Origin of the sequence: Sorangium sp. So ce363, assembly GCF_051520435.1 — a bacterium.
GTDB classification, from domain to species: Bacteria; Myxococcota_A; Polyangia; order Polyangiales; family Polyangiaceae; genus Sorangium; species Sorangium cellulosum_B.
On record NZ_CP150333.1, the window covers coordinates 4,916,395 to 4,938,375 of the forward strand.

Below are 21,981 nucleotides of genomic sequence, written 5' to 3' on the forward strand. Positions count from 1 at the left end.
GGTGGGCCTGGGGCCCCGCGCGTAAGCACCCGCCCAAGGGCATCGTGATCATCGCTCCGCCGGCCGGGTCGCCTCGTGCATGGGTTGTCACGTGAGCGCCCGTCACGAGCGCGTCTTGGGGCTCGCGCCGGCGCCGTCCGCGGCGCCCTGACGGGCTCCGGACGCCGCGGCAGCGTCGACGACCCCGGCGAGCGCATCCAGCGACATCGGCTTGACGAAGTGGGCGTCGAACCCTGCCGCCTCGGCGCGGCGGCGGTCCGACGCCTGCCCGTACCCCGTGAGCGCGATGAGCGCGCCCGAGCACAGCTCAGCCTCCCTCAGGCGCCGCGCCACCTCGTAGCCGTCCATTCCTGGAAGCCCGATGTCGAGGAGCACGAGATCGGGCCGATGCTCCGCCGCGGCCTTCAACGCGCTCGGGCCGTCGCCGGCAATCCACACCTCTTGCCCGAGGGCCAGCAAGGCGTCGGCGAGGGTGCTCGCCGCGTCCACGTTGTCTTCGACGATGAGGACGCGGAGCTTCCTCGCCGCCGGAGACGGCTGCTCTGCGTTCTTCGAGGGCGCGGACGTCGCCCCGACGGCCGCGGCAGGTAGGCGCTCGCCCGCCGCCGCGGGCACACGCTCGTCCGCCGCCGCGGGCTCGCGCTCGTCCGCCGCGACGGGCAGGCGCACGATGAACTCGCTGCCTTGCCCGAGCCCCGGGCTCGTCGCTTCGATGCTCCCGCCGTGGAGGGCGACCAGATCGCGGACGATGGTCAGCCCGATACCGAGGCCGCCGGGCGCCCGATCGAGGCTGCGCTCCGCCTGATGGAACAGGTCGAAGACATGGGGCAGCATCTCCCTGGCGATACCGATCCCGTCGTCGCGGACGCGCAGCTCCACCTGATCGCCGCGCTGCTCGACCGTCACCGCGATGTGGCCCCCGAGGTCGGTGTACTTGCACGCGTTGGTGAGCAGATTGACGAGGATCTGCTCGAGGCGGACGGCGTCCCCGAGGACGTGGACGGCGGCCGTCGGCAGCGTGAGCCGGATCTGGTGCCGCCGCGCCTCGATCTGCTCGCGTGTCGACTCCACGGCGCGCGTCACGGCGGCCTTGACGTCGACCCGCTCCTTGCGGAGCTCGATCTTCCTCCGGGTGATGCGTGACACGTCGAGCAGATCGTCCACGAGGCGCATCAAGGTCCTCGTTTGCCGCGCGATCACCTCGACGTGCTGGTCCGGCGGCCCGCCGCGGCTCCGCCGCCGGAGGAGCTCCACGGCCACGCAGATCGGCGCCATGGGGTTGCGCAGCTCGTGCCCGAGCATGGCCAGGAACTCGTCCTTCCGGCGATCCGCGTCGGCCAGCGCGTCCTCGCTGCGCTTGCGCTCGGTGATGTCCAGGGACGAGCCGACGAACCCGAGGAACGCTCCGGCGGCGCCGAAGCGCGGGGCGCCCTGCGTCACGACCCACCGGCTCTCGCCGTCCCGGCGGAGCATCTGGCACTCCAGCGTGAACGGCTCGCGCGTCTCGATCGATTCGGCGCACGCGCTCGCGACGAGCGGGCGCTCTTCCGCGTGGACCGCGTCGAGCCAGCCGTCCCCCAGCTCCTCGTCGAGGGAGCGCCCCGTGAAGCGCAGCCACGTCGTGTTGACGTACTCGCACCCTCCGGAGGGCCCGCACATCCAGATCATCATGGGGGCGCAGTCGGCGAGGGAGCGGAAGCGCTGCTCGCTCTCGCGGAGGCGCTCGACGTCCTCGGCGACCTGGCGGCGCAGCCTGGCGATCTCGATGCGACCGCCGACCCGCGCGAGCAGCTCGCGGACCGAGAACGGCTTCACGAGGTAATCGTCCGCGCCCGCCTCGGCGCCGTGCACGCGCGACGCTTCCCCGGATCGGGCCGAGAGGAGCACCACGGGGACGAGCCGTGTCGTCGGATCGGCGCGCAGCGCCTGGAGGAGGCCGAACCCGTCGAGCCCGGGCATCATGACGTCGGTGAGCACGAGATCGGGCGCGCGCGCGCGCGCGGCGCAGAGCGCCGCCTCGCCGTTCTCGACGGCCTCGACGGTCCACCGCGTCGCAAGGACGTCCCGGAGGTAGCTCCGCATGTCCGGGTTGTCCTCGACGAGCAGGACGTGGCCGGCCGGGCCCTCCGCCGGGCGCTCGTCTCCCGCGCTTGCCGGTGACCCGAGCGGCAGCTCCGCCGACGGCGCGGGCCCGGAGACCCACTGCGACGCTTCCTCCACGAACGCCTGGACCGTCACGGCCGTCATGCCGAGCTCCCGCTCGGCGCCGATGCGCTCCGCAGGCACGTGCGCGGATCCGGCGGGGATGCGGACGGTGAACGTGCTGCCACGACCGACCTCGCTCGTCGCCTGGACGTCGCCCATGTGGAACCGGACAAGCTCCCGCACGAGCGCGAGGCCGATGCCGGAGCCCTCGTGGCTCCGCCCGCGCGCCCCCTGGATCCGGTGGAAGCGCTCGAAGATCCGGGGGAGCTCGTCGGCGGGGATCCCCGTCCCCGTATCGCGGACCTCGAGGAGCACGTGGTCGCCGCCCCACCGGAGCGCGATCGCGATCTCGCCCTCGAACGTGAACTTGAACGCGTTCGAGACCAGGTTGAGGACGATCTTCTCCCACATCTCGCGATCGACGTAGACGCGCTCCGGGAGCGGCGGGCAGTCCACGACGAGCCGGAGCCCCGCCCGCTCCGCGGCCGCGCGGAACGCGCTCGCCACCTCGGCGGTCAGCGCCGAGAGGTCGAGCGCCTCGTAGGAGACCTGCATCCGGGCGGCCTCGATCCGGGCGAAGTCGAGCAGGGTGTTCACGAGCTTGAGGAGCCGCCGCGCATTGCGGCGCGCGAGCTCGACGAGCTCGCGCTGCCTGTCCGTGAGGCCGCCGGGCGCGCTGGTCAGGAGCTCGTCGATCGGGCAGAGCATGAGCGTGAGCGGCGTCCGGAACTCGTGGCTCACGTTCGAGAAGAACCTGGTCTTGAGCTCGTCGAGCCGGCTGAGCTGCTCGTTCGCCATGCGGAGCTGCTCGTTCGCGCGCTGGATCTCCTGCGCCCGGAGGAAGACCTCGGCCTCGACCCGCTCCGCCCGCGTCTTCAGCTCCTCCGTGCGCCGGGACTGCTCGAGCCCGCGCTGCTTCAGCTGGACGAACTCGGTCACGTCCTCGACGCGGTGGATGATGTACGCGACCGTGCCATCCGGCCCCAGGAGGGGCGAGTTCAAGGCGCTCCAGTACCGTTCCTCGAAGCCGCCTCCCTCCTCTTCAGGGCGCGGGATGTCGTATTTCTGCACGGCCATGCTGTCCGGAGCGCGCATCTGGATCACTCGCTCGATCGAGGCGCGCAGGTTCCTCGTGCCGGTCGCGTGCGGATCGTCCGGATTGTCCGGGAAGACATCGAAGATGTGGCGACCCAGGAACTCCTCGCGCCGGATGTTCGCAGCCCGGAGATAGGCATCGCTCACGGCAACGACCGTGAAATCCGGACGGAACACGACGTAATTTCCCGGGATCCCCTCGAAAATGGCGCGGAAATCGGCGCTCGCGGGCAGCGCCTGCTCGCTCTCCGATCGCTGATGCGGCTTCGTGCTCGAGATGAGGCTCGTGGACATGGGCAGATCTTCGGGAGAAGACCTGGTGCACGAGATCGCCTATCGCTACCCGGATCTCCGCGCTCCCGCGACGCTCGGTCGCAGCAGTGAGCTCGGCGCCGGCTCGCCGCTGACGGGCGCCGCTTCGGGCTCCTCGGGCGCGGGCTCCATGATGCGCGCGATCCAAGACAGCCCCTCCACGTTCTCCAGCGTGATCTTCGCGACCATCATGATGGGCACCGACAGCAGCGCACCCGCCGGCCCCCAGAGCCAGCCCCAGAAGAGCATGCCGATCAGGACGGCGAGCGGCGACAGGCCCAGGGTCCGCCCCAGCACGCGCGGCTCGAGCACGTTGCCCACCAGCAGGTTGATCAGCAGGTACCCGATGGCCACGAGGGCCGCGGTGCCGGGGCCCTGGCTGGCCAGCGCGGCGAGCACGGCCGGGATCGTCGCGACCGCCGCGCCGATGTTGGGGATGAAGTGCAGGACGAACAGGCTCGACGCCAGGAGGAGCGCCAGGTCCACGCCCAGGAGGACCAGGAGCACATAGGCGAGGACGGCGACGAGCAGGCTCGTCAGCGTCTTCACCACGAGATATTTCTTCACCTCCCGCACGATGCGATCGACGTGCTCGAGGCCGCGCGCAGGGGTCGAGAGCAGCCGCCGCACCTTCGCGCCCGCGCCGGCGCCCTCGCAGAGCGCGAAGAACACGACGAGGAGCACCACCCCGAGGCTCGACGCCGCGCTGGCGACCGTGACCGCGGCCCCGCCGAGGAGGGGGACCAGGGACGCCGTGTGCAGCGTGCGCGAGAGGAACTCCGGGTTCACCGGGAAGCCGCGCTCCGTGAGCGTCACGGCGAGCGCTTCGGTCATCGAGGACATCCGGACCAGGTAGACCGGCACCTTCTCCTCCAGCTCCACCCCGGCGATGGTGACCACCGCCCCGACGAAGACCAGGATCGCCAGATCGACCACGAGCGCGGCCAGCGCCCCTAGGGCCGCGGGCAGCCCGCGGCGGGTCACCCAGGTCGCGATGGGCGACGAGATCGCCGCGAGCGCGACGCCGAACAGCACCGGCACGAGGAACGGCTCCGCGTAGCGCAGCCCCACGATGACGACGACCGCCGCCGCCGCGACCACGATCATCTGAGCTCGACGAGACATCGTGAAGATCCCCATGCCCAACCTCGCTGCTGACGGGCTCTCGCGTCACCTCCGCTCCGGTGGAGCGGAGCGCGGCGCAGCCTCCTCGAGTAAGAGCAAGGGATGCGCCACGCTCCGTCCCGCCCCGAGCCGCGGCGCGACGGCGTGGATCGCTATCGCGCCGACACCCGGGCATCGCCGACTTGCCCGCCGTTCAGCGGCACCGAGCCGTGCTGGGCGGCGTCGGTCTTCGGCGTCGTCCCGGTGACGTACGCCTTGACCGCCTCGACGAGGAACCTGAGCCCGGCCGCGCCTTCGTTGTCCCAGTACTCGCCCTCGCGCGGGCTCACGTGGATGAGCGCGAGGGAGGGATCGTCCTTGCCCTGCGGGAAGAACACCTTCGCCTCCTCCGACCACAGCGCCTCGATCTTCGTCCGACTCCGCACGATCGAGGCGCGGCCCGACAGCGACAGGAAGCGGCGCCCCTCCTGGAGGGTCACATTCACCTCCGGCTGCGACTCGATCTCATCGACCTTGCCCGAGTCGATGCTCGTCATGAACCAGACGTCCCCGGTGTCGCTGTCGACCTTCATGAGCGCCATCGGACGCGCCCGCAGCGCCCCCTGGCTGGCGTGCGTGACGAGCATGGCAGTCCGGAACTTCTTGAGGATCTCCAGCAGCTTCTCCCGCGATCCAGTTTCCATGGTTTCCTCCATCGAGCTCGGGCCTCAGTGCGAGATCCGGACCATGGCCGGGCGCGGGGTGGAGGGCGCGGATCATGGCTCTGCCGTGCCGCACCGAGCGTGCGTTCGAGGCATTCCGCCACAGCGGCTGGCGCGGCCCGCTGCGCCCGCGCAGCGCTGGAGCTGGGGGAGCGGGGAGGGGAGAGGACCGAGGGCGGGCGAAGCTACGCTGCGCGGGCGAGCACGAGCGCCCCGATCACGAGCACGAGGAGCGCGAGCGCGCCGGCGACCACCAGCGCCACCTTGCCCCACGCGATGGGCGCCGTGCCTGTGACGTGGCTCGCGTCCTGACCGTGAACGACGGCGCGGTAGCTGCGCCCCTTGTAGCGGTAGGCGAGCACGTACGACGGCAGCGCCAGCCGGCGCGTCTCGAGCGCGTGCAGGAGCACCGCCACGTGCACGTTGCGGAACGTGGACCCCGGGATCACGCCTCGCGTCAGGGCGTCCTCCGCGCTGGCGGCGATCCGCTCGCTGACGATCTTGCGCGCCGCCGAGCGCTGCGCGTCGAACTGCTCCAGCACCGCGTCGGGCGGGCCGAGCTGCTGCTCTGTCCGGTGCGCGGCAGGCACCGCCCGGTCGAGCCGGAAGTACGGCGCGAGCTCCCGGGCCTCGTCGAGCGAGAGCCCGCGGGAGGCGGACAGGAGCAGGTTGCGGAACGGCAGCTGCGTCTGTCCGGCGTGCGGGGCCCAGCTGCTCAGCCGGGCGCCGGCGTTCGAGTCCGCCGTCCAGCTCACCACGGCGTCCGCGCTGACGAGCCAGCCCGCCCACCAGATCGGGCGCAGCCCCTCCACGGTCGCCGCGCGCGAGAGATCCGACGGCCGGAAGAAGCCGAGCGTCGACATCCACCGCCGCAGCGCCTGATCGGCCTGATCGGGGGGCACCCCGAACGGGAGCAGCCAGTCGGCCTGATCGATCGGGTCGACCGGCTGCTCGATCCGCGTGACGGCGCCGCAGAAGCGGCACTTCGGCGCCTGCGCCTCGGCCGAGTACGAGACCGCGGCGCCGCACTCGGTGCACCGCAGCACCTGCACCGCCTGCGGGGCCGGGGCGCGGCCCTGCGGCGCGGCGAGGCCGCAGACGGCGCAGCGCAGGTCCCCCGGCTCCAGCGGCCCCTGGCAGCGCGCGCAGCACGGCCCCGTGGCGCTCGTGGTGGCCGAGGCGACGTCCATGCTCGCGCTCATCGCGTCCCTCCGGTCGGTGTGGGGCTGCTCCCGGGGCGGACGCGCTCGGTCGGCGCGGGGGCGGCGGCGGGGGCGGGCGGCCGCGCGGCGCCGCGCCGTTCGGCCGGATCGCGGCCCCGGTCGCGCGCCGCGGCGAGGAGGAACGGCGCCGCGATCAGCGCGATCACGAGCACGACGGCGAGGGCGATCTTGATCCAGGAGAGGGGGGCCTTGCCGTGGATCGCGCCGGTCTGGCCGTTGATGAGGACGCGGAAGGGCGGCTTCTGCGGGTCGTGCCGCAGGGCGAGCACCCAGAGCGGCACATAGAGCAGCTCGAGCGTCTCGCGGTCGAGGCGCGTCTCGTGCGTCAGGCCGTGGTGGCTGTCTCCGGGCATGAAGCCCGAGAGGTCGCGGCCGATCTTCTCCAGCGCCTCCCGCCGCGCGAGGCCGTAGCACTCGGCCTGGGTCATCGTCGGCTCCTCGGCGATCCAGCCGCTGAGCACCGCGGGCGTGTAGCGCCGCATCGTGCGGAGGTCGAACGGCTCGATCGCCTCGAGCTCGGCGTTCGGGACGGCGCGAGACGCCACGACGAGCACGTCCATGACGTAGGTCGCGTGCTGGCCTTCGAGGTGCCGGTGCTCGGTTCTCGTGACGACGCGCGTCCGGGTGACGCTGTTCCCCTTGTCGTCGGTCGTCGTGTACGTCTCGGTTTCCTGGTAGTCCTCGCCGATCTGCGCCGCGTAGCGCGTCTGCGCCATCGCCGAGTACAGGTAGGCGGGCGTGTAGACGCCGCGGATCGCGTCGATCGTCGCCGTCTTGACGCTGGACTGCACGAAGAAGCTCCGCTTTCCCAGCCACGCCTTGACCGCGCCCTGCGCGCTCTCCCGGGTCGTGGTGAACCCCACGACGAAGTGCGGCGACGGCCGATCATGGGAGGGCGGCCGCTCCACCACCGACGGCGAGGCGCAGTAGGGGCACACCGCGGTACGCTGGTCCGCTTCGACGCGCAGCGAGGCGCCGCAGGTCTCACATTCGAGTTGCACCGGCGCCCGAGAGAACCGCACCGGGGGACGCGGCGTCAACAGGGAAGGGGGCGCGCGGCCGACAATCGCGCCCAGGGCACGAAGCGCGCGCCACCATCGGTCACCAACGTGAACGTGGTCGTGGTCGTGAACGTGGTCGTGGTCGTGGTCGTCAACGGTAAGCCGTGAACGACCACGACCACGTTCACGACCACGACCACGTTCGGATGTCGGATAACGCGGAGCGAGTCTTGGTTAACAGGGAACGGGCGGCGGCCGGCTCCCGAGGTCGGCGGGAGATGCCGAGTCGCCGGTGTCCCGCTGCGGTGTCTGCCGCATCAGCGGAGACAGCGAGCTCCGCGCCCAGCGCCTGACCGCGGCGTCCGGCCAGGGCTGCCACCGGGGGCTGGCCTGCGGCGCGCGAGCCGCCGCGGCGGATGCGCGCGGGGCGCGCGCCCCGGTGCGCAGGCGCGGCGCGGGCCGCGGCTCGTCGAGGAACCGGAGGAGATCGGGGGCGAGATCGCTCACCGCTTCCCGGTGCGGGTAGTGCCCCGCCCTGGCGAAGCGCCGCACGGCCGCGCCTTCGATGTAGCGGTCGATGTCCGCCGCGTGGCGCGCCGGGATCACCTGATCGCGCTCGCCCCAGTAGACGGCGAGCGGCGGTATCTCGGGGAGCCGATGAGCGATGTCCATGAGGTGATGGCGCTGGCCGCGCAGATCGATCGCGTGGCGGAGCGTGCGCGACAGGGCGCGCGCCGTGCCGGGCCGCGCGTTCATCCGGGCGAGGTGCCTGCGCTCTTCCGCGTTGAAATCGCCGCCGAGCACCAGCACCCCCGCGTGCGTGCCGACGCCCATGAGCACCGGCGCGGCCAGCTCGATCAGCCCGGTCACGGCGGCGAGGCGCAGCGGCAGCGCGACCTCCGTCCCGATGCCGCCCGCGGCGACCAGCCCGACGCGGTGGATGCGCCCTGGCCGCTCGGTGGCCACGCACATTGCAATGCTGCCGCCGAACGAGTGCCCCACCAGATCGAAATCGCCGAGCCGGAGGGCACGGATCCATTCAGCGACCACGCCCGCATACCACGCGACCGTATAGGGCGCGTCGGGCCGAGCCGAGTCGCCATGGCCGGGCAGGTCGAGCGCGACGACCCGGCGCCCTGCCGCCGCGAGCGCGGGGGCGAGGCGGTTCCAGGTCCGACAGCTGTCGGACAGGCCGTGTACCAGGACCACGGGGCGCTGGTCCGCGCCGCCGTTCCGGGAGGGGGTCCACTCTTGCCAGTGGACCTCGCCAGCAGAAAGGACGCGAACATGGCTGCGACACGTGACCGACATGTTCTTCATCAAGAGTTCGCACGAAGTGCCGCGTCTGTCCAGATTGCACGGATGAGATGGGGAGCTCGGGGGGACGCCGCGAAGCGAGCTTCGCGTCCGGTGTGGGTTTTGCAGCGCTGGCGTACGCCATGCTGGGCGCATTCGAGTGATCCCGGGAGGGCGGCCGCCCTGCCTCCTCCCTGGCTCGGCGTGTCCTTGCCGCAGTCGGCCGCTTTGTCATCCCACCTCGGTGCTGCGTTCGATGCCCTGGCCGGGCCGCCCTGCTGGCGCACGGACAGAATTAAACTTCATGGTTACTTGTTGACATCGCGCTCTACTTGAGACGAGTCTCGCCGCATCGGAAGACATACGCTGGCGGGCTTGCTCTGTTGTGAGAGCGAACGCTGTTTCCACGCGCGCCGCGGGGGGCGGATCTGGAGGCTGAGGGAATACAGGTATGCCCTGCGCCAGATCCGACGCGCTGGGTGACTCCGTCGATATGGGCATCATTCCCCAGGAGTGGCCGAATCGACATGATGCGATTTGCCAGCCTGCGCCCCCAGGCTGTGCGCATCGTGGCGAGAGGCGCGATTGCAATTCGTGGCTGCATTGTGTTCGCGCTCATTGCCGGTGTCGCTGGCGCCTTCATTGGACGTGCCGCTCCGCGCGACGCGCCAAGCGCACAGGCGGCCGCCCAGGTGCGGCTGCTCATCAACGCCGCCGTCGAACGGTCAGCAAGGCCAGCCCGCCGCGCTCCTCGGGGGCCAACCTCGCGCTCGACCGCCGCGGCAGCGCCCCTCGTCCCAGAGGACGGGGCAAGAAGAAGAGGAGTTCCATGCAGCGCTCGACCGTCTCCCGTGCCCGAATCGGGACGAGGCGCCGCCACCGGGCGATAACGAGAGACGTGGGGCGGCCGCTGTGCCAGCCTGAACCCCGTGGTGTCAGGCCGCGCAAGGTCGAGCCGCGAGCGGGCGTGGAGCGCGAACAGGCGCTCCCCGAGCCCTCCCGCAGCGGCATCGCGATGGACCGAGCGGCCCTCACCCCCGCGAACCGCACGAGATGACCGAGATGCGAGACCTCGAGAGAATTGCACAGGATGCGCGGGCGATGCTGCGCGAGGCGGCTGACGCGGCGACCTCCGCGCGCCGCGTCGTCCGTCACGTCCTCGAGGGGCTCGAATCCATCATCGCGCTCCGCGCCTCCGCCGGAAGCGCGCAGGACATCCATCGCGTGCGGGAGCTGGTCGACGATCTCCGCGCCGCGCGGAGGTCGGCGGGCATCTCGTTGTGTGCGGCGCAGCGCACCGCGGACGACGCGCTCCACGCGCTCGGCGGGGAGTCGCCCGGCGATCGAGCGCGGACTCGAGCCCGCGACCGCGCCGAGCTGAAGGGTCGGCACAACTCGCACCATCGACGGATCGGGCGAGCGTCCCGAGCGCGGACGCCGCGACCGTCCGACCTGAAGCGCGAGCGCCATGGCGACGCTGCCCGCGCGCGACGACCTCCTCGAGCGCGCGATGCGGCCCCGGCATGAGCGTACCCCTCCGGCGCCCGGCGACCGTCGAGGCGACGTAGCGCCCATGCGTGACGCGAACGAGCACAGCGCCTGCGTGGACGCCTGGATGGAGCGGGCAGCTCGGGGCGCGCCGCTCGACCGCCTCATCCAGCTCTTCGAACGAGCGTTCAACGCCCTGTGGTGGCGCGCCCACGTCACCCTCGGGGAGGTCACGCTCGGCGCCATCGTGGATCGCGTTCTCTACTATGCCTCCGAGCGATCCCCGGTCCTCTCGTCGCTCAGGATGGAGTCGGCCGGGATCTGCTGCGTGGAGCTCCAGGAGCGCGCCGGGGGCGTGCGTCGCGACCAGATCGAGGAGGGGCTCCGGTTCATCCTGGTGGAGTTCCTCACGGTCCTCGGAAACCTGACGGCGGAGATCCTCACGCCGGCGCTCCACGCGGAGCTCTCGAAGGTCGCGCAGGAGGAGGCGGGCGGGATCGAGAGAGCGTCGGAGAGCGCGCCCGGGATCTCCGAGGGCGAGGACGGCGAGGAAGTGGAGCCATGACGAAGAAGACGGCCATCGCGCGCATCGAGACGGGGGTGCGAAACCTGGATGCGCTGTTCGGGGGGGGGCTGCCGAAGGGCTCGATCGTCGTCGTCGCCGGCCCGCCGGGCGCGGGCAAGACGATCCTCACCCAGCAGATCTGCTTCCACAACGCCTCGGCCAGGACCCGGGTCCTCTACTTCAGCACGCTCTCGGAGCCGACCGCGAAGACGCTGCGCTACCTGAATCAGTTCGACTTCTTCGACGCCGGGAAGATCGACGGGGGAATCCAGTTCGTCGACCTCGGCGCCATCCTCCGGACGAAGGGCCTCGACGGCGCCTCCAGGCTCGTCATGGATCACGTCAAGAAGGTCAAGCCATCCGTGGTCGTCATCGACAGCTTCAAGGTCTTCGACGACCTCGCCAAGTCCAAGGAAGAGCTCCGGAAGTTCGGCTACGAGCTCGCGATCCACCTCATGGCGTGGGAGACCACCACCTTCTTCCTCGGAGAGTTCGGGCAGAGCGACATCGAGACCAACCCCCTGTTCTCGATCGTCGACGGGCTGATCATGATCAACCAGCGCCAGGAGTCCGGCGAGCAGCGGCGGGTCATCCAGATCGTCAAGATGCGCGGCACCGACCACAGCCGCGAGGAGCACTCGTTCGCCATCACGCGGGCCGGCATCGACGTGTTCGCGCCCCGCCTCACCATCCACCGGGCGGCCGTCGAGGGCAAGGAGCCGCGCCTGAGGACGGGCATCTCGAGGCTCGACGAGCTCCTCGGAGACGGGATCCCGCGTGGCTCCACCCTCCTCATCGCCGGCGTGGCGGGGACCGGCAAGACGGTGCTCTCGCTCGAGTTCATCTACCGCGGCGCGAAGGCCGGCGAGAAGGGGATCTTCTTCTCCTTCGAGGAGAGCGAGGCGCGGCTGCGCGCCACCGCCCGTGGCCTCGGCTGGGACCTCGACGCCGAGATCGAGCGCGGGATGGTCGAGATCGTCTTCATCCCGCAGCCCGACATCCTGGTGGAGGGGCACCTGCTCATGCTCAGCGAGCGGATCCTCGGCATGAAGGCGCGGCGCGTGGTCGTCGATTCGGTCTCGGTCTTCCTGCACAAGGTCAGGGACCCGCAGGTAGACCGAGAGAAGGTCTTCCAGCTCGCCAGCGTCATCCACAACGCGCAGGCGGTCGGCTTCCTCGCCACCGACATCCCCTACGGCACCAACCAGATCAGCCGCTTCGGCGTCGAGGAGACCGTGGTCGACGGGGTCATCCTCCTCTCCTCGACGGAGGAAGGGCTCGAGCGCCAGCGCTACATCGAGATCTACAAGCTCAGGAACACCGCCCACCTCAGGGGCCGGCACAGCGTCCACATCGGCCCGGGCGGGCTCATCGTCTATCCCCGTTACAACGCGGAGGCGGCGTTCGGCGAGCCGCCGCCCCCCCTGGACACGGCGCGGCGCCTGCCCTCCGGCGTGCCCGGGCTCGACGGGCTGCTCGGCGGAGGGCTGCTCGAGCGCAGCGTCACGCTCCTCTCCGGGAGCGCGGGCATCGGGAAGAGCACCCTGTCGATGCAGTTCCTCCTCGAAGGCTGCCGCCGCGAAGAGCCGGGGCTCTACGTCGCCCTCGAGGAGGGGCCCGCGCAGATCATCAGGACCGCGGAGGCGCTGGGGCTGCCGCTCCAAGAGGCGATCGAGAAGGGGCTCGCCGAGGTCATCTATCTCTCGCGGGAGCGCGTCCGCCCGAGCCAGCTCCTCTCGCTCCTGACCGACAAGATCCGCACGCAGAAGACGCGTCGATTCGTCCTCGACAGCGTGAGCCACCTCGCGGCCGAGGGCATCGCGGAGGACGAGCTGCGGCAGCTCCTCTACGCGCTGATCACGCGGTTCAAGGCGCTCGGCGTGACCACCCTGCTCACGCTCGAATCGAGCGCGATGTACTCCAGCGAGACCGTCACCGACCGCAGGTTCTCTCCGGTGGCCGACAACCTCGTCGTGCTCCGGTACACGCTCCTGCCGGGCGAGATCAGGCCGACCCTCATGGTCGTGAAGACGCGCGGCAGCGAGCACGATTTCGGCGCCTACCACTTCACCGTGGGGAAGGGTGGCGCCCGGATCGGGCGGCGCGCTGACCTGGGTGCCCCTCTGGCGGCGAACAACATCGAGCGCCGGAGGCGAGCGAAGAAATAGGGGGCGGGGATGAGCGCTGGCCGCCGGACGAAGGAGCCGCCGAGAGCACACCGGGAAGAGGCGAGGAGCGACGACGCGCGCGGGGAGCAGGAGCCGGCGCGGCGCGGCGGCGAGGCTCCGGCCGCCGGAGGCCTCGAGCGCGCGTACCCTCGCGTCCTGTACCTCTACGAGATCAGCAAGCAGCTCACGCGCTTCGAGGGCGCCGAGCGGACCGTGCCGTCGGTCCTCGCGACCCTCGCGCGGGCGCTCCCCCTCCGCACCGCGCTCGTCCTCCTGGAGGTCCCGGGTCGCCCCGGGGTCAAGACCATCGTCTGGAGCGCCGAAGGTGTCGGCGCCGATCGACTCCAGGCAGCCAGGTCCCATGCCGCGACCTCGTACGCTTACCTCACCGGCTCGGAGGCCGCGCGGCCGGCCGATCTGGACGGCGAGCCGGCCGCGACGAACGCGCCCTCCGGACAGCCTGCCGGGGCTCCGCGGGCCGAGGCAGAGGAGCGCGGGAGCTTCCTCGTCCTCCCTCTCGTCATCGACCGCGGGCCGATCTTCGGCGTTCTCCAGATCGAGGGCGCCGCCCGTCTGGAGGAGCCGGATCTCGTGTTCATGAACGCGGTGGTCAACCAGCTCGCGATCGCGCTCGATCGCCAGGCGATCATCGACGCCAAGCAGGCGGCCGCGGAGGCGGCGCGAGCAGCGGCCCAGCGGAGGCAGGCCGAAGCCGACGAGCAGCGGGCCCTCGCCGAGGCGCTGCGGCAGCGCTACGAGGCGCTGGTGGACAACCTCGATCGAGCGTTCGTCTGGGAGGCCGACGCGCGCACGCTCCAGGTCCTCTACGTGAGCGCGCGGGCCGAGGAGCTCCTCGGCTATCCGCGCGCGCGGTGGCTCGCGGAGCCCGACTTCTGGAGCCGTTGCGCCGAGCCGGACGATCGCGGCGAGCTCGAGCAGGCGCTCCGGAGGACGCTGGCCGCCGAGCGGGACCAGCGCTGCGACCACCGCTGTCGGACGGCGGACGGCCGCGTGCTCTGGCTCCACACCGGCATGCACCTGGTGAAGGACAGCGCCGGCGCGCCTCGGCTTCAAGGTGTCTCGATGGACGTCACCCCCGCGAAGGAGGTCGAGGCGAGGGTCCGTGAGCAGCTCGAGTTCACGCGGGCGGTGACCGGCAGCATCGGCGAGGGCGTGATCGCGATGGATCGCGAAGGGCGGATCACCTTCTTCAACCCCGCGGCCGAGCGCTTGCTCGGCTGGACGACGGAGGAGGTCGTGAGGCGGCGCGTCCAGGAGGTCGTCCGGTTTCGACGCGCGGATGGGACGTCCGTACCTGACGAGGATCACCCCGCGCTGCGGGCGATCCACACGGGCGAGCCGGTCCGGAGCGACGAGGACGTGGTTTCACGCCGGGACCGAGCGGCCTTGCACGTCAGCTGCACGTTCGCCCCTCTGCAGCGAGCAGGGCAGATCTCGGGGGCGGTGCTCGTCTTCCGGGATATCATGGAGGTGAAGCGAGCCGAGCAGGTGCAGCGATTGTTCGCGGAGGTCAGCGCGGTCCTCGCCTCCTCGCTCGACTACGCGGAGACGGTCTCCTCGGTGGCGCGCCTGTCGGTGCACGCCCTGGCCGATCTCTACTTCGTCGACCTGGTCGACGAGAACGGCCGTGTCGAGCGCCTCGCGCCGACGTCTGCCGATCCCGCGAAGCAACGGCTGACCGAGCGGATGGAGGATTTCGCCCAACGACCGGGCAGGGAGACCCCGCAGGCGAAGGTGATGCGGACCGGCGAGCCGCTCCTCATCCCTGAAATCACCGAGTCTGCCGTGGGGGCCGCCGCCCACGATCCGGGCCATCGAGGGTCCCTCCGCGCAGGAGGCTCGGGAGCGGTGATGGTGGTGCCGCTCGTGGCCCGCGGGCGGACGATCGGCACGCTCACGTTCGTGACGGCGGAGCCGAGCCGCCGCTACTCCGCCGCCGATCTGGTGGTGGCCGAGGAGGTGGCGCGCCGGGCCGCCACGGCCGTGGAGAATGCGCGCCTGTACCAGCACGCGCAGCGCGCCATTCGCACGCGGGACGATTTCCTCGCCATCGTCTCTCACGATCTCAAGAATCCGTTGAGCGCCATCTTGACGGCCGCGGCTCTCCTCATGCGGACATTGCCGGCCGACGAGGAAGGAGCGCACGACAGGAGGAAGGCCGAGGTCATTCTCCTCGCTGCGCAGCGGATGCTCCGGATCATCGGTGATCTGCTCGACGTCGCCGCCATCGAGGCGGGTCGGCTGTCGGTGGAGAAGCGGAGGCACGCGGCGGGCGCGCTCGTCCACGACGCGATCGAGATGGAGCGGGCGCTGGCGACGCAGAAGCACCTGGTGCTCGAGGGCGAGATCCGCGGCGGGGGCGACTTCGAGGTGCTCTGCGATCGCGAGAGGGTCCTCCAGGTCTTCGCGAACCTGATCGGCAACGCGATCAAGTTCACCGCGGAGGGAGGGGCCATCACGGTCCGAGCGGAGCCACGTGGCGACGAGGCGCTCTTCGCCGTGACGGACACGGGGGCGGGGATCCACGCCGACGAGCTCCCTCACATCTTCGATCGTTTCTGGCAGGTGGCGGAGACCGCGCGTCTGGGGACCGGGCTGGGGCTCACCATCGCGAAGGGCTTCGTGGAAGCCCTCGGCGGGAGGATCTGGGCGGAGAGTCAGCTCGGCGCTGGCGCCACGTTGTTCTTCACGCTCCCCCTCGCCCGGCCGGAGGGAGCCGCCGCCGGAGGGAGCCGCTAGAGCGGCGGTCACCCGCTTCGGATACGGGCCCATCTCGACGTTTTCGGTGCTCAGCGCACTGGAGTGCGCTTCCGCGCCGAAAACGCCGATCTGGACCCGTCTCCTGTGCGGCTGACCGCCGCTCTGCGACGCTCGTACCAGGCTCAGCTGAAAACCGCTCTAGAGAACGTCGTCCCGCGACCCGGGCCGCGCGAGGTGGCAGCTCGGCCCGCTCTCCCCGGCTCTCGCGCCCCCGCGCCGCTCGGCCGCGACGGCCCCAAGAGCCACCCCCAGAAGAGCATCCCGAGGTGGCGCGGCGTCGGCGGGGGCGCGCGGCGCGGCGTCACCTGCCATCCAGCCTCGATGGCGCGCCCGATGCCCTGCCGCCCCCACTGGCGCACGGACAGAATTTGTACTCCTGGTCACCCATTGACGCCGCGCTCGACTGAGAAGAGTCTCGAGTGGTGCGGCTCGTCAGCGAACCTGCGGCGAGCCGCGGGGCGTGAGCTTAACTCTACTGCGGGAAGTCGGGCTGGGAGGCAAACCGCCATGACGCCAAGGGCGCCAAGAAACCAGGGAAATAGGAGGCGAAAATGCCGGGACGGCCCTTGCTATCTCCTCTTGGCGGCCTTGGCGTCATGGCGGCCTGCCTGCTGATCTGGGGCAACCTCCAGCAATAGTGTTAAGGTGGGCATTGCACCATGCAGAGGCTCCCTATGATAGCGTCGTATCCATGCGGGCAGATGCTCCCTGACGATATGGCGGTCAGCTCAACCGTCGGACCAGTTTTGCGACTGGAGGCGACATGAAGGCTAGTGTAGTTCTGATCTGTGGCTTCGTTGCTGCGTGCAACTACGACATGGGTGAGTGCTACCTTCGGGATGGTCGTGGTGAGGGCGTCGGCGCAGGCATCATCACCCCGGGTGGGGCCGGAGGCTTCGGAGATGCGCCACCGGATCCGCAAGACGAGCTGGAGCGTTCCGAGTGCAGTGAAGCCGTTGAGGCAGCAGCCCAGGTGAATTGCGCATCCCCCGGCAGCAATACGTGCGTAGACCAGTGCGAGGCGATCGGCGCCTACTGCGTTCATCACGCTTCGCATCCGTATAGTCCGAGCAGCGGAGTTGGCGATCTATACTGGTGCAAGGGTGGAAAACCCACGTGGACATGCTCTTATCAGTACCCAAATGAAGACAACTGCACTATCATCAATCCAATTGGAACTTGGCTTTGTCGATATCAGTTTGACAAGTAGAGGACGGGCGAATGATGCGTGAGCGGCAAGCGGCGCAGGCGCTCTCTGAGGGGCTTAACTGTCTCTCTGCGATCGTGGAGTCGCTCGACGTCGATGCGCCGGTGTCCGAGCTCCCGACGAATGAATGGTTAAATACTCTGTGCGCGATGGGAGACGCCTTCGATGCGATTCTATCTAGAGAGGTGACGACGACGCTAGTCGTGCGGCAGGCTGACTGTGACTTCGTCCGAAGGTTGGTCGGCTTGGTGCTGGAGTGGACGACTACGCGCCAGCCTCCACAAGAGCTGCGGACGATGATCGAGTCTATTTTGAAGATCTTCGATCGTCGCGGCACCGAATCTGCTCCTGATACGCAGAAGTGACGAGGCGCCCGCCAGCGTAAGAGCTCGCTCGCGACACTGCCTACTCAGGAAAGCGCAGCGTCTCCACGGCGACGCCATCCTCTCCGGTCGTCATGGTGCCGTCATGGCTCCAGCTCGTGCCGCCTGGGCCCGGCAGGCCCAGCTCGAAGGTGACCCCCTCCAGCGTGAGCTGGTCCTCGTCCAGGTGGGCGATCCCGATCACGTCGCCGCCGCGCCCGGGGCCGCCGTAGCCGCCGTCGGCGCCGTCGCCGCCGCGGCCCCCCTCGCAGGCCCGCGCTCCGTCGCGGCCGTCGCCGCCCGGCGCGCCTCGCCCAGGTTTGCCACCTTGCTGGGGCGGCCCTCCGTGGCCTCCCCGCCCGCCGGCGGGCGCCTTGATGACGCTGTCCCGGACCGTCACCCTGGCGTGCAGCACAGCGAGGCCGATCGACGGCGAGCCGTTCCCGCCGCCTCGACCCCCTCGGCCGCCACAGCCGCCCGCGCCTCCAGAGCCGCCGCTAGCCCCTCCCTTGTCCGCCGCCGCGCACACGGCGAGCCCACCGCGCCGGCCGCCGCCCCCGCCTCCGCCCTGGCCCGGCATGCCCCTGCCGCCGTCCGTCCCCTTGTCGCCCTCCCATCCCGTCTCGGTGAGGCGCCCGATGCCCTGGCCGGCCGCCCCCACCGTTCCCGGGGACCCGGAGAGCCCGGACCGGCCGTTCTCGCAGACGCTGTCCTCGCGCTCCGCGTCGCCGCCGAGGCCCGAGGTCGGGTCGGACGCCGGCACCGGGTCACCGGTGTCCCCGTCCTCGGCCCGCGCGGGAAGCCCATCACCGCCTTTGCCACCGGTGCTCGACGTTCCGTCGTCACACGGGTTCGTCACCGCCGCGCCCCCGGGGATCGTCGCGGCGGAACACCCGTCCTCACCGAACAGGCCATCGGGGCCGGCCGCTGCTCGGCTCGGCCGCCACTCTTCCCCGTCGTGACCCGCCCTGCCGACGTAGAGCGCCCTGATCTCGCTATGGACGATCTCCACCGCGGTGTTGGACTGAACGAGCACCCCGATTTGGACCCCGCTCTGGACCCACACGTGATCGAGCGTCGAGACCCCGTCCGCGGCCCCCGTGTCGCCGGGGCGTGCCGGCTCGACGATCACCGCGATCCGCTCATCGGTCTCGGAATTGATGTGGCCGTGGCTGTCGCTGCTCCGGCGCCGCCATTCGAGGAAGTCGAAGCCGGCATGGATGTCCACGCCGGAAGGAAGCCTGATCGCCCCCACGAAGGTATCGGTGGGCACGAACACGCGACCGCGCCCGGTGCGAGCGAGCTCGATCGCCCGCTGGATCGAGCGAACCGGCCGGTCCTTCGTGCCGGGGTTCGCGTCGTTTCCGTCGAGGATCTCGCTGTTGACGAACACCCCGCAGCCGTCCATCGCGCGATCCGCGGCGAGCTCCTCGAGGCACGCCGACTCCGGGACGGCATCGCCCGGACAGGCGGACGGAGCGTCGCACGGCCTCCTCGAACACCTCGCCGCAAGCGTACACGCGCCGGGTCGGCGCCTCGCCGCCGCCTCGCCTGGTCGCGGCCAGCCCGACCGCGCGCTGGAGCGTCTTCACCGGCGCGTCCTTCGTGCCGGGGTGGTCATCGTCGCCGTGCTCGCTGACGAACACCCCGCACTCGTCGAGTGCCGGCGCCGTGCCGGGCTCTCCCTCGCACGGTCCGGGCGGCGGCTCCGGATCCGGAGCGCACGTGCGCGTCTCCCAGCAGGCATCGGAGTACGTGCACGCGGTCGATGTGCTCGCGGTCCATGCGCAGAGCGCAACAGCGACAACGGACGCTCGCCAGGTGGCTTTGCCCTGGATCCCCATATTCCGCGTGCACGGTAGTTGCGCCAGCCGCGCAGCGTCAACCAGCAGGAGCCGCATCAAGGAGCATTTGCCCGTGGAAAATGTCCCTCGATAACGCAATGCGACCCGCTGGTCAGCGGTATATGCGGGCCATTCGCTTCCGGCGGGCGCTCGATCCGTCCAGTGCAGCGGAGCGACACCGCGCCGTGACACGGGCTCACTCCAGCAGGAAGTAGCGCGCGTCTCGCTTGATATCGAAGTGGAAGTGGTCCGCGTGCGCCTCGTTCGCGTTGGGCGTGAGAACGACGTTGAACAGCCCGCTCGTGGAAATCGCGCAGATGATTTCCCGGAGCTCCAGGGCGTGGGGGCTGGGCGCCGTCGGCTCCGACCCGGGGCCGCACGGCGGCGCGCCGATGGCGCCGAGCCAGTCGGCCTTCACGTCGAGCCGGGCACCGTCGGCCTTCACGAAGGCGGCCACGTCGATGGCGAGCCCGAGGGCGTGCTGGTTGGGGCGCCCGGGCGCCGCCGCCGGCTTCTTCGGGGCGCGCTCGCCCGGCTTCGCCCCTTTGCCGGCGCCGTTCGGGGTCTTCTTGCCTGCCGGCGGCTTCGCGGGCGCCTTCGTCGGCGCCACAGCGCCGGCTGGACCGGGCCGGTGCATGCTGAAGTGCACGACCTCGACGACCCCGCGCGTCGCGAGGAAGGCGGCGAGATCGTCGAGCGCGAGGACCAGCCGGCAATCGGCGATGTCGAACGGGGAGGCCGACCTGGGCTTCGCCACGCCGTCGCCGCGGAACGTGACCCCGTGCAACGCGCCGGTGATCCTGATCGGCCGGTCGACCAGCGGGGCGCCGCGCGCCGGGGCGTGCGGGATCCCCCGGCGCTTCATCTCCCTGTCGCAACCGTCGGCCGAGAGCCCACCGTAGGCGGCCGCGCGCGACGAGGCGGACCACGCGGGCAGCTCGAACGGCGCGCCGCCCGCGTCCCAGCCGCCGTCCAGGAGACCGGCGCCGCCGTCTGCAGGCGCGCCGACGTCGCCGTCGAGAAGGCCGGCGCCGCCGTCCACAGGCGCCGTCGCCGCAGTGGGGGATCCGGGTGCCGCCGCCGGGGCATCGACCCCCTCGGCTGGGGCGCGGCGCAGCGAGGCGATGCCGAGCGGCGCGAGGAGCGCCGCGCCGCCGATCAGGGCCGCTCCAAGGGACAGCGCACGGCGGGAATGGAGCGCGCTCATCTCTGGCCGAGCTTAAGGGAGACGGGGCAGTCTGGCAGCTTTCGTGGCACCGAAAACGGTCCGGGGGAGGCTCCCCGCAGCCTTCTTGGCACCGGACACGGTCCGGGTGAGGCTGCCGGCAGCCCTGGCAGCACCGGACACGGTCCGGGGGGAGGCTCCCCGCAGCCTTCCTGGCACCGGACACGGTCCGGGTGAGGCTGCCGGCAGCCCTGGCAGCACCGGACACGGTCCGGGGGGAGGCTCCCCGCAGGTAGTGTCCGGGATAGGCCCTCTCCCAGATCAAGTGTCCGGAACCTGAAAATGCAGTGTCCGGAATGCTGATATCTGTTGTGACCTCGTGATCGGTCCGTAGGCTTCGACCCGAAGTAGTGCGGCCCGCGGGTGTTGGTAGCACCCCGGGCCGCGTGGCCGAACCCCGACAGAACCGAGGTCCGACATGCTGACCGTAGTCCGTTCGCCTTCGGGCGAGCAAGAAGGCGGAGGTGCGCCTGCGCGCCGCCGTCCCCGTTCCACGTCCTTGACCGATGCGGAGGCGATGCGCCTGCGCGCTGCTCTGCGCAACCTGCGCGGGCTCTTCGGCAGCTGGGCATGCCTGGCCGCCGCCATGGCCGTCCCGAAGACGACCATCACCAACTTCGTGTACGGCTCGCACCCGAGCACGACGCACGGGCTCGCCGCGAAGGCTGCGCGCGCCGCAGGGACCACGGTCGAGCGGCTCTTGGGCCGCCCTGCGGCGGCTGACCGCTGCCCGCACTGCGGCCGGGGTGCCCCATGAGCCCGTGGGGCCCGAACGCTGGCCCCGCTCGCGTCCTGACCATCACCGAGATCGCCGCGCAGGAGCCGCTCATCCGCAGCGCCCTGCGTGGTCTCGGCGTGCGCGCCGTCGATCTCGACGACGTGGCCCAGGACGTCGTGCTCGGGGCGTGGATGAGCTCCCAAGCGGGGCGCTACAGGCCCGACCGCACGCGCGAGCCCCTGGACGCGCTGAAGCGCTGGCTCTTCGGCGTGTGCCGCTTCCACTGCACGCACTACCACGAGCGCGCCTTCAGACGCCGCGAGGTGCCCGTCTTCGACCCCTGGGCCGCCACGGGTGAGGAGCGCGTCGACCCCGGGCACGTTGGCGAGCGCATCGACGCGGCCAAGGCGCTCATGGTCATCGCCGGGATGCCGCTCTGGGCTCGCGAGGTGCTGGTCCTCGCTGCGCTCGGGCACGGCGGCACGGAGATCGCCAGCATCCTCCGCATCCCGCTCGGCACGGCGGGCAGTCGCCTGCGGCTCGCGCGAGCTCGCCTCGCTCGGAAACTCCGGGTGGGGCAGAGATAGGCAGGCCAGTCCTGACCGAGAACGACCTGGCCGTCATCGTCGGCTGAACGCCGCCGCTCGACCCATCGCCGCGCCCGA

14 protein-coding genes are annotated in these 21,981 nt (G+C 71.0%); 6 read left to right on the forward strand and 8 right to left on the reverse strand.

Translation table 11 applies throughout. The annotated features are described in order from the left end of the window. Positions 1 to 102 precede the first annotated feature (102 nt). The 6 genes from WMF12_RS18670 to WMF12_RS18695 form a co-directional block, all read right to left on the reverse strand. The gene (locus WMF12_RS18670; protein ID WP_437872925.1) at positions 103 to 3,594 is read right to left on the reverse strand and encodes an ATP-binding protein; all 3,492 of its coding nucleotides are present in this window, start codon (positions 3,592 to 3,594) and stop codon (positions 103 to 105) included. A 45-nt stretch (positions 3,595 to 3,639) separates the two neighbouring features. Further along, positions 3,640 to 4,737: an AI-2E family transporter gene (locus WMF12_RS18675; RefSeq protein ID WP_437872926.1), complete on the reverse strand. Its 1,098-nt coding sequence runs from the start codon at positions 4,735 to 4,737 to the stop codon at positions 3,640 to 3,642. A gap of 152 nt (positions 4,738 to 4,889) precedes the next feature. Continuing rightward, the gene (locus WMF12_RS18680) at positions 4,890 to 5,420 is read right to left on the reverse strand and encodes a pyridoxamine 5'-phosphate oxidase family protein (RefSeq protein WP_437872927.1); all 531 of its coding nucleotides are present in this window, start codon (positions 5,418 to 5,420) and stop codon (positions 4,890 to 4,892) included. A gap of 203 nt (positions 5,421 to 5,623) precedes the next feature. After that, entirely contained in the window at positions 5,624 to 6,640 is a 1,017-nt protein-coding gene (locus tag WMF12_RS18685; protein WP_437872930.1) for a zinc ribbon domain-containing protein, read from the reverse strand. Next, a complete protein-coding gene (locus WMF12_RS18690; RefSeq protein WP_437872931.1) occupies positions 6,637 to 7,701 on the reverse strand; it encodes a hypothetical protein in 1,065 nt (354 codons plus the stop codon). Before WMF12_RS18690 ends, WMF12_RS18685 begins: the two co-directional genes overlap by 4 nt. A gap of 195 nt (positions 7,702 to 7,896) precedes the next feature. Continuing rightward, positions 7,897 to 8,982 (reverse strand): alpha/beta fold hydrolase, encoded by a 1,086-nt coding sequence (locus WMF12_RS18695; protein WP_437872932.1) that lies wholly within the window; start codon positions 8,980 to 8,982, stop codon positions 7,897 to 7,899. 1,549 nt (positions 8,983 to 10,531) lie between these two features. Here WMF12_RS18695 and WMF12_RS18700 point away from each other — a divergent pair. From WMF12_RS18700 to WMF12_RS18715, 4 genes are all read left to right on the forward strand, one after another. After that, positions 10,532 to 11,011, forward strand: a complete 480-nt coding sequence (locus tag WMF12_RS18700; protein WP_437872933.1) for a hypothetical protein — start codon at positions 10,532 to 10,534, stop codon at positions 11,009 to 11,011. Then, positions 11,008 to 13,179, forward strand: a complete 2,172-nt coding sequence (locus tag WMF12_RS18705; protein ID WP_437872934.1) for an ATPase domain-containing protein — start codon at positions 11,008 to 11,010, stop codon at positions 13,177 to 13,179. The genes WMF12_RS18700 and WMF12_RS18705 overlap by 4 nt, the downstream gene beginning before the upstream one ends. 9 nt (positions 13,180 to 13,188) lie before the next feature. Next, positions 13,189 to 15,939 carry a sensor histidine kinase gene (locus WMF12_RS18710; RefSeq protein ID WP_437872935.1) on the forward strand — a complete coding sequence of 917 codons (2,751 nt, stop codon included), beginning with the start codon at positions 13,189 to 13,191 and terminating at the stop codon, positions 15,937 to 15,939. A 1,242-nt stretch (positions 15,940 to 17,181) separates the two neighbouring features. After that, positions 17,182 to 17,532 carry a hypothetical protein gene (locus WMF12_RS18715; protein WP_437872936.1) on the forward strand — a complete coding sequence of 117 codons (351 nt, stop codon included), beginning with the start codon at positions 17,182 to 17,184 and terminating at the stop codon, positions 17,530 to 17,532. Between the two features lie 40 nt (positions 17,533 to 17,572). Here the strand turns inward: WMF12_RS18715 and WMF12_RS18720 are convergent, their stop codons facing one another. Continuing rightward, positions 17,573 to 18,937, reverse strand: a complete 1,365-nt coding sequence (locus WMF12_RS18720; protein ID WP_437872937.1) for a hypothetical protein — start codon at positions 18,935 to 18,937, stop codon at positions 17,573 to 17,575. 632 nt (positions 18,938 to 19,569) lie between these two features. Next, on the reverse strand, positions 19,570 to 20,580 hold the full coding sequence (locus tag WMF12_RS18725; protein WP_437872938.1) for an extensin family protein: 1,011 nt from the start codon (positions 20,578 to 20,580) through the stop codon (positions 19,570 to 19,572). A 517-nt stretch (positions 20,581 to 21,097) separates the two neighbouring features. Between WMF12_RS18725 and WMF12_RS18730 the strand changes: the two genes are divergently transcribed. Both WMF12_RS18730 and WMF12_RS18735 read left to right on the forward strand, forming a co-directional pair. Beyond that, on the forward strand, positions 21,098 to 21,355 hold the full coding sequence (locus tag WMF12_RS18730; RefSeq protein ID WP_437872939.1) for a transcriptional regulator: 258 nt from the start codon (positions 21,098 to 21,100) through the stop codon (positions 21,353 to 21,355). Beyond that, on the forward strand, positions 21,352 to 21,903 hold the full coding sequence (locus tag WMF12_RS18735; protein WP_437872940.1) for an RNA polymerase sigma factor: 552 nt from the start codon (positions 21,352 to 21,354) through the stop codon (positions 21,901 to 21,903). Before WMF12_RS18730 ends, WMF12_RS18735 begins: the two co-directional genes overlap by 4 nt. Positions 21,904 to 21,981: the final 78 nt, after the last annotated feature.